The sequence below is a fragment of the Streptomyces sp. NPDC058619 genome, from assembly GCF_042717785.1.
Taxonomy (GTDB): Bacteria; Actinomycetota; Actinomycetes; order Streptomycetales; family Streptomycetaceae; genus Streptomyces.
The window spans coordinates 1-4,612 of record NZ_JBHXQN010000130.1; the positions used below are offsets into that span (position 1 = coordinate 1).

General features: G+C 68.2%; 5 protein-coding genes. 4 read left to right on the forward strand and 1 reads right to left on the reverse strand.

Features of this window, described 5'->3' with window-relative positions; genetic code table 11:
* Window positions 1-90 precede the first annotated feature (90 nt).
* Window positions 91-1,194 (reverse strand): IS630 family transposase, encoded by a 1,104-nt coding sequence (locus ACFWTC_RS38550; RefSeq protein WP_384030758.1) that lies wholly within the window; start codon window positions 1,192-1,194, stop codon window positions 91-93.
* Window positions 1,195-1,448: 254 nt separating this feature from the next.
* Here ACFWTC_RS38550 and ACFWTC_RS38555 point away from each other — a divergent pair, with 254 nt between their 5' ends.
* From ACFWTC_RS38555 to ACFWTC_RS38570, 4 genes are all read left to right on the forward strand, one after another.
* Window positions 1,449-1,682 (forward strand): hypothetical protein, encoded by a 234-nt coding sequence (locus ACFWTC_RS38555; RefSeq protein WP_384030665.1) that lies wholly within the window; start codon window positions 1,449-1,451, stop codon window positions 1,680-1,682.
* A gap of 296 nt (window positions 1,683-1,978) precedes the next feature.
* Entirely contained in the window at window positions 1,979-3,424 is a 1,446-nt protein-coding gene (locus ACFWTC_RS38560) for a hypothetical protein (RefSeq protein WP_384030663.1), read from the forward strand.
* An 88-nt stretch (window positions 3,425-3,512) separates the two neighbouring features.
* Window positions 3,513-4,247: a hypothetical protein gene (locus ACFWTC_RS38565; RefSeq protein ID WP_384030661.1), complete on the forward strand. Its 735-nt coding sequence runs from the start codon at window positions 3,513-3,515 to the stop codon at window positions 4,245-4,247.
* A gap of 141 nt (window positions 4,248-4,388) precedes the next feature.
* Window positions 4,389-4,612, forward strand: a 224-nt coding sequence (locus ACFWTC_RS38570; RefSeq protein ID WP_384075135.1) for a hypothetical protein, incomplete at its 3' end; no start/stop codon positions are given.

A 4,612-nucleotide genomic window follows, 5' to 3' on the forward strand; every position in this document is an offset into this window, starting at 1 on the left:
GGCGGACAGCACGACTTCGACAGCACGAGGACCCCGAGACGACATACAAACAGCCTACCAACTTAGAGTCGCCATTTCCGGCGCAGGACACTAGTGTCCTGCGCCGGAGATCCGTCGGCAGAAACGGGCGAGGGAGTCGAGGATCTCCTCGGCGCTCTTGGTCCAGATGAACGGCTTGGGGTTTTCGTTCCAGTTCTTGACCCACTTGCGGATGTCGGCTTCGAGGGCCTGGACGTTCTTGTGTGTGCCACGGCGGATCATCTGGTCGGCCAGGAAGCCGAACCACCGCTCCACCTGGTTGATCCACGAAGAGCCCGTCGGGGTGAAATGCAGCTGGAACCGCGGGTGTTTGGCCAGCCACGCTCTGATCGCAGGGGTCTTGTGGGTCCCGTAGTTGTCCACGATCAGGTGGACCTGGAGGTGGGCGGGCACCTCCTTGTCGATCCTGATCAGGAACTTCTTGAACTCCGCTGCCCGGTGTCGGCGGTGCAGGGCACTGATGACCTCGCCAGTGGCAACATCGAAGGCCGCGAACAAGGTGGTCAGACCGTTGCGGACGTAGTCGTGGGTGCGGCGCTCGGGCATGCCCGGCATCATCGGCAGGACCGGCTGGGACCGGTCCAGGGCCTGGATCTGGGACTTCTCATCCACCGAGAGCACCACAGCGCCCTCGGGCGGATTGAAGTACAGACCAACGACGTCGTAGACCTTCTCGATGAACAGCGGGTCCGTCGACAGTTTGAAGGTGTCCGTCAGATGCGGCTTGAGCTGGAACCTCCGCCAGATCCGGCCGACGGTGGACTTCGACAGGCCGCTGTGGTCCGCCATCGACTTCCGCGACCAGTGGGTGGCGTTCTTCGGGATCTCCTCCAGCGTGGTGACCACAACGGCCTCCACCTGGTCGACGCTGATGGTGGGCGGCCGGCCCGGCCGGGGCTCGTCAACCAGACCGTCCAGCCGGTCGGCGAGGAACCGCCGCCGCCACTTGCGGACCGTGTCCGCGGTCACCCGAAGATCCCGGGCAACGGCGACGATCGGCGGCACCTCCGGCCCCGTACAAGCCAGCACCACCCGTGCCCGCAGTGCCAGCGCCTGAGCCGACGTCGCCCGGCGAGTCCACCGCTCCAACACCGCCCGCTCCTCATCGGAAAGCAGCAGCGGCACCAGCTTCGGGCCCCGACGAGGAACTGACACACCAGAAGTCACACAACAACTAACGATCAACTACCGGCGCAGGACACTAGCGGTTCCTAGAGGTCATTCGAGGCCCCTAGCGGTTGCTCGCTCTTCCGGAGCCTTGCACTGCCTTTCACCTGCAACAACGCGTCGCTGTCGGCTTTTGCGCCAGGCCCGCGCCGGCATCGGCGAGCGGCCCTACGCTCCCAGCACACCCCCGGCTCTCGGGGATGTACCCCCCTCAACGTGCCTTCGACGAAGGAGGATTTGTCATGTCCGCATGGCCTCGAATCGCCTGTCCCGCCTGCCGTCGCTCCGTCGCTGTGAGCCCGGACACGCGCCACCTCGCCCGCCACGACCCGCCGGGACCCCAGAACCGCCGCCACGGCCTCCCACCGATCTCCTGCATCGCCTCGGGGCGCCTCATCCCCGCGGGCTCGGACTTGCTGCTTCCCCTGTGGGAGGACGCCGAGCCGGAGGCCGACGAGAAGCTGCTGCTGTTCTGATCACCCGGGAAAGCTTCCCTCCTTGTCGTTCTGGTCGCAGCGCTTCATCAGGCCAGCCAGTTCACCCGGGCCAGGGCGAGGGGTCGTGGCCGTGCGCCGGCTTCACGCGGCGCCCGCCCGACGGCTCACTGTCCTCCGCAGGGGTGAATCCGGTCCTCGCGTACGCGTAGGCGGCTTATGCGGTGTGCTCCCAACTCGCCCCAGAATCAGGGCTATTGACAACAAACGGAATCTTTCGGCATGTTTCCGGCGCGGCCCGATGGTCGGGCCGCCGATGTGCGATCGGAGTGCGATTCATGGTGCGTTCGGTGCGGGAGCAGTACGACGAGAACCAGGCCGCGGGCCGGCTGCGGGTGCCTCTGGCGGCCTGGCGGTGGGTGGCCGGCTCGGGCCTTGTCCCGGCCGCCGACGCCGGCCCGGGGCTGTGGTCACGGGCGGTGGTGGAGGCTGCCGACCCGGAGCAGGTGCGGGCGGCGCTGCGGGGCCCGATCGGGGCCGGGGTGGCGGCGGACCGGCTGACGGAAGCCCTGGGGGCGCCGTTGCGGTGCCGGCCGCGGGTGACCGCCTCGGCGGTCGGCCACCTCGGCGGTCAGCCTCTTGGTCCGCCTCGGCGGGGATGCCGAGTTCCCCGACGTCCACCCGGACCAGGGGCGCTTACCCGCCGCCGGGACCTGCCGGCCCTGCTCGACCGGCACGTCCCCCTCGGCCCGGACCAGGCCGCCCGGCGCCTCGGCGTCCGCCGCGTCGACTTCGACCAGGTCGTCAGGCTCGGTTGGGTCGCCCCGGCCGGATCGGTGGAGATCGACTACAAGCACCACGGCGGCGTCACCGTGGTCCCGCTGTACTGCGCCGAGGACGTCGCCCTGCTCCCTGTCGTCCGCCCCCTGGCCGACTGGCGGGCGGTGTACGCCGCCCCTGCGGGCTGCCGCTCCCCGCTCGCCGCCCTCACTCCGGTTGTCCCGGGCCGGGACAGGGTGCTGCTGGGGGAGGTGGGGCGGATCGCTCGGGTCGGCCGGGCCGCGGTGATGAACTGGCGCCGCCGGCACGCCGACTTCCCCGGGCCGGCCGGCGGCACGGAGGTGCATCCGCAGTTCGACCGGCCGGCTGTGGTCGCTTGGCTGCTTGCCCACGACAAGATCGGGGTGCCCGTGGGCATGCCGTCGGCCTCGCTGGTCGTGGCCGGCGCCGGGCGCCGTACGTCCCGGTTCCGACTCGATGACCCGTGGCTGGTCCTGGCCGACGATGCCGAGGGGGAGGACCAGTTGTCCGGCTGGTCCACCGATGCGGACGCCGATGCACTGGCCGCCCTCGGGGCGGGGGAGTTCAGGGCATCAGTGCGTCGGCTGACCGCTCCGGGCACAGGGCCGTTGGCGGTGCTGGGCGAGGTGCGGGTGATCGAGCGATTCCGTTCTGGGTCGGGTGGCCTGCGGGTGACCCTGGCGTGGCCGACCGCCCTGCGGGGCACCGCAGAGAGCACGGCGGACGGGGTGGTCCGGCACGGCGTCCCGTCCGCCCGGTCGGGGGAGGGGTGCGTGTGCCGCAGGTACGACTGCGGGGGAGTCGTACCCGTCTCCTGGTGCGCCGAACATGGGGACGCGGTCGGCCCGGTGATGGAGTGGCACCCCGGCGGCGGAATCCGGTGCACGAAGTTGGCCCAGGGCTCAGCTTCGAGCGCTGTGCTGGAGGGTACGGCGAGGTGCCCTCTATTTGTTGGTTGCGCCGGCACACGAAGTTGGTGCTGAGCCATGTCCCCTGCGTCCGGATGCGAGGCAAGGCGGCAGGGCGCACAGTTGGAACGGAGTCCTACGGGCACTTCCGCAAGGAGTCGCCATGCAATGGGGAACCAAAGGCACGGCCGGGATTGCGACTGCCGCCCTGCTCACGCTGGGCAGCCCCGCCATCGCACAGCCAGATCCGACGCCGGCGCCAAATTCGCTTAGCGAGCTGGTAAGCCGCAGTCTTGAGGAGCCCAATACCACAACCCAACCGCTTCCTGAGCTTCCTCCTGGAGCCTGGGATCAAGTGCTTGCAGAGATCAGGGAAATTAACCTTGCCCGCCATCGTGTGCTGTGGAAATTCCAGGCGGCAAAACCGGAATGGCAGGACCTGACGTCGAAGGATCTCCTTGACTTCGAAAACTGGGTGTGCGGGGGAATTCCCTCCCTTGCGGCAGACATGTTGCTCCTGCGGCTCCCAGGCGTACAGCAGGCCGACGCCTCCCTGCTCGCGGAAGCAGTCGGTCTGATTCGGTGCGCGAGCCCTCAAGAACTGGACGAGGCCAGCAATACGCTGCTGATCGGTGCGATGAGCAACACGATCAAAGCTGGTTCCAGCGCGTCAACCCAGGCGCCGACATCAGCCACGAAAGACATTCCTGCCGGAATGAACGACATTTACAAGGTCGCATGCAACACGGCCAGCGGCACTGTGGTCGCAAAGCTTTCCCACGGCTGGAAGGCTCGTTCATTCAAGTTGGCGGACCTCTTCACCGCTGCAGCAGGGGCATTGGGAGCCTACGGATGCACCAAGGTCAATAGCGACCTAGTAGCCAATCTGCAGAAGTGAACAGGGTCGGCTGTAGTCAGTCTGCGTGGGGCTGGTGTCCATTCTCCCGGTTCCGCCGAACCCGCAGCCCCGCATTCTGTGAACGGGTGCGGCGGTGGCACCGGATGGGCGGCAGCAGGAAGGGCAGGGCTGTCCCTGCTGATGCCGCGCAGCGATATCGATCATGGCTGTCACGAGGTGACCAGGCTGCTGCCGCCAGGCGCCTATCGCGAGGATGGCTGGCTGCCATGGGCGTGCCTGTTCACAACCCTGGGCGGGCGCCTCGCCGATGGGGAAGCCGTCCGCGCCGAGCGTCAGCGCCCCGGTTTCATCGGCTGCCGGCCCGACGGCGTCGGGCAAGGTGGCGATCACCTGGTTGGCCGCAG

Excerpts from the sequence above, each read along its gene's own strand:
- ACFWTC_RS38555 (WP_384030665.1), top strand. The coding sequence starts at position 1,449 with ATGTCCGCATGGCCTCGAATCGCCTGTCCCGCCTGCCGTCGCTCCGTC.
- ACFWTC_RS38560 (WP_384030663.1), top strand. The coding sequence starts at position 1,979 with ATGGTGCGTTCGGTGCGGGAGCAGTACGACGAGAACCAGGCCGCGGGC.
- ACFWTC_RS38565 (WP_384030661.1), top strand. The coding sequence starts at position 3,513 with ATGCAATGGGGAACCAAAGGCACGGCCGGGATTGCGACTGCCGCCCTG.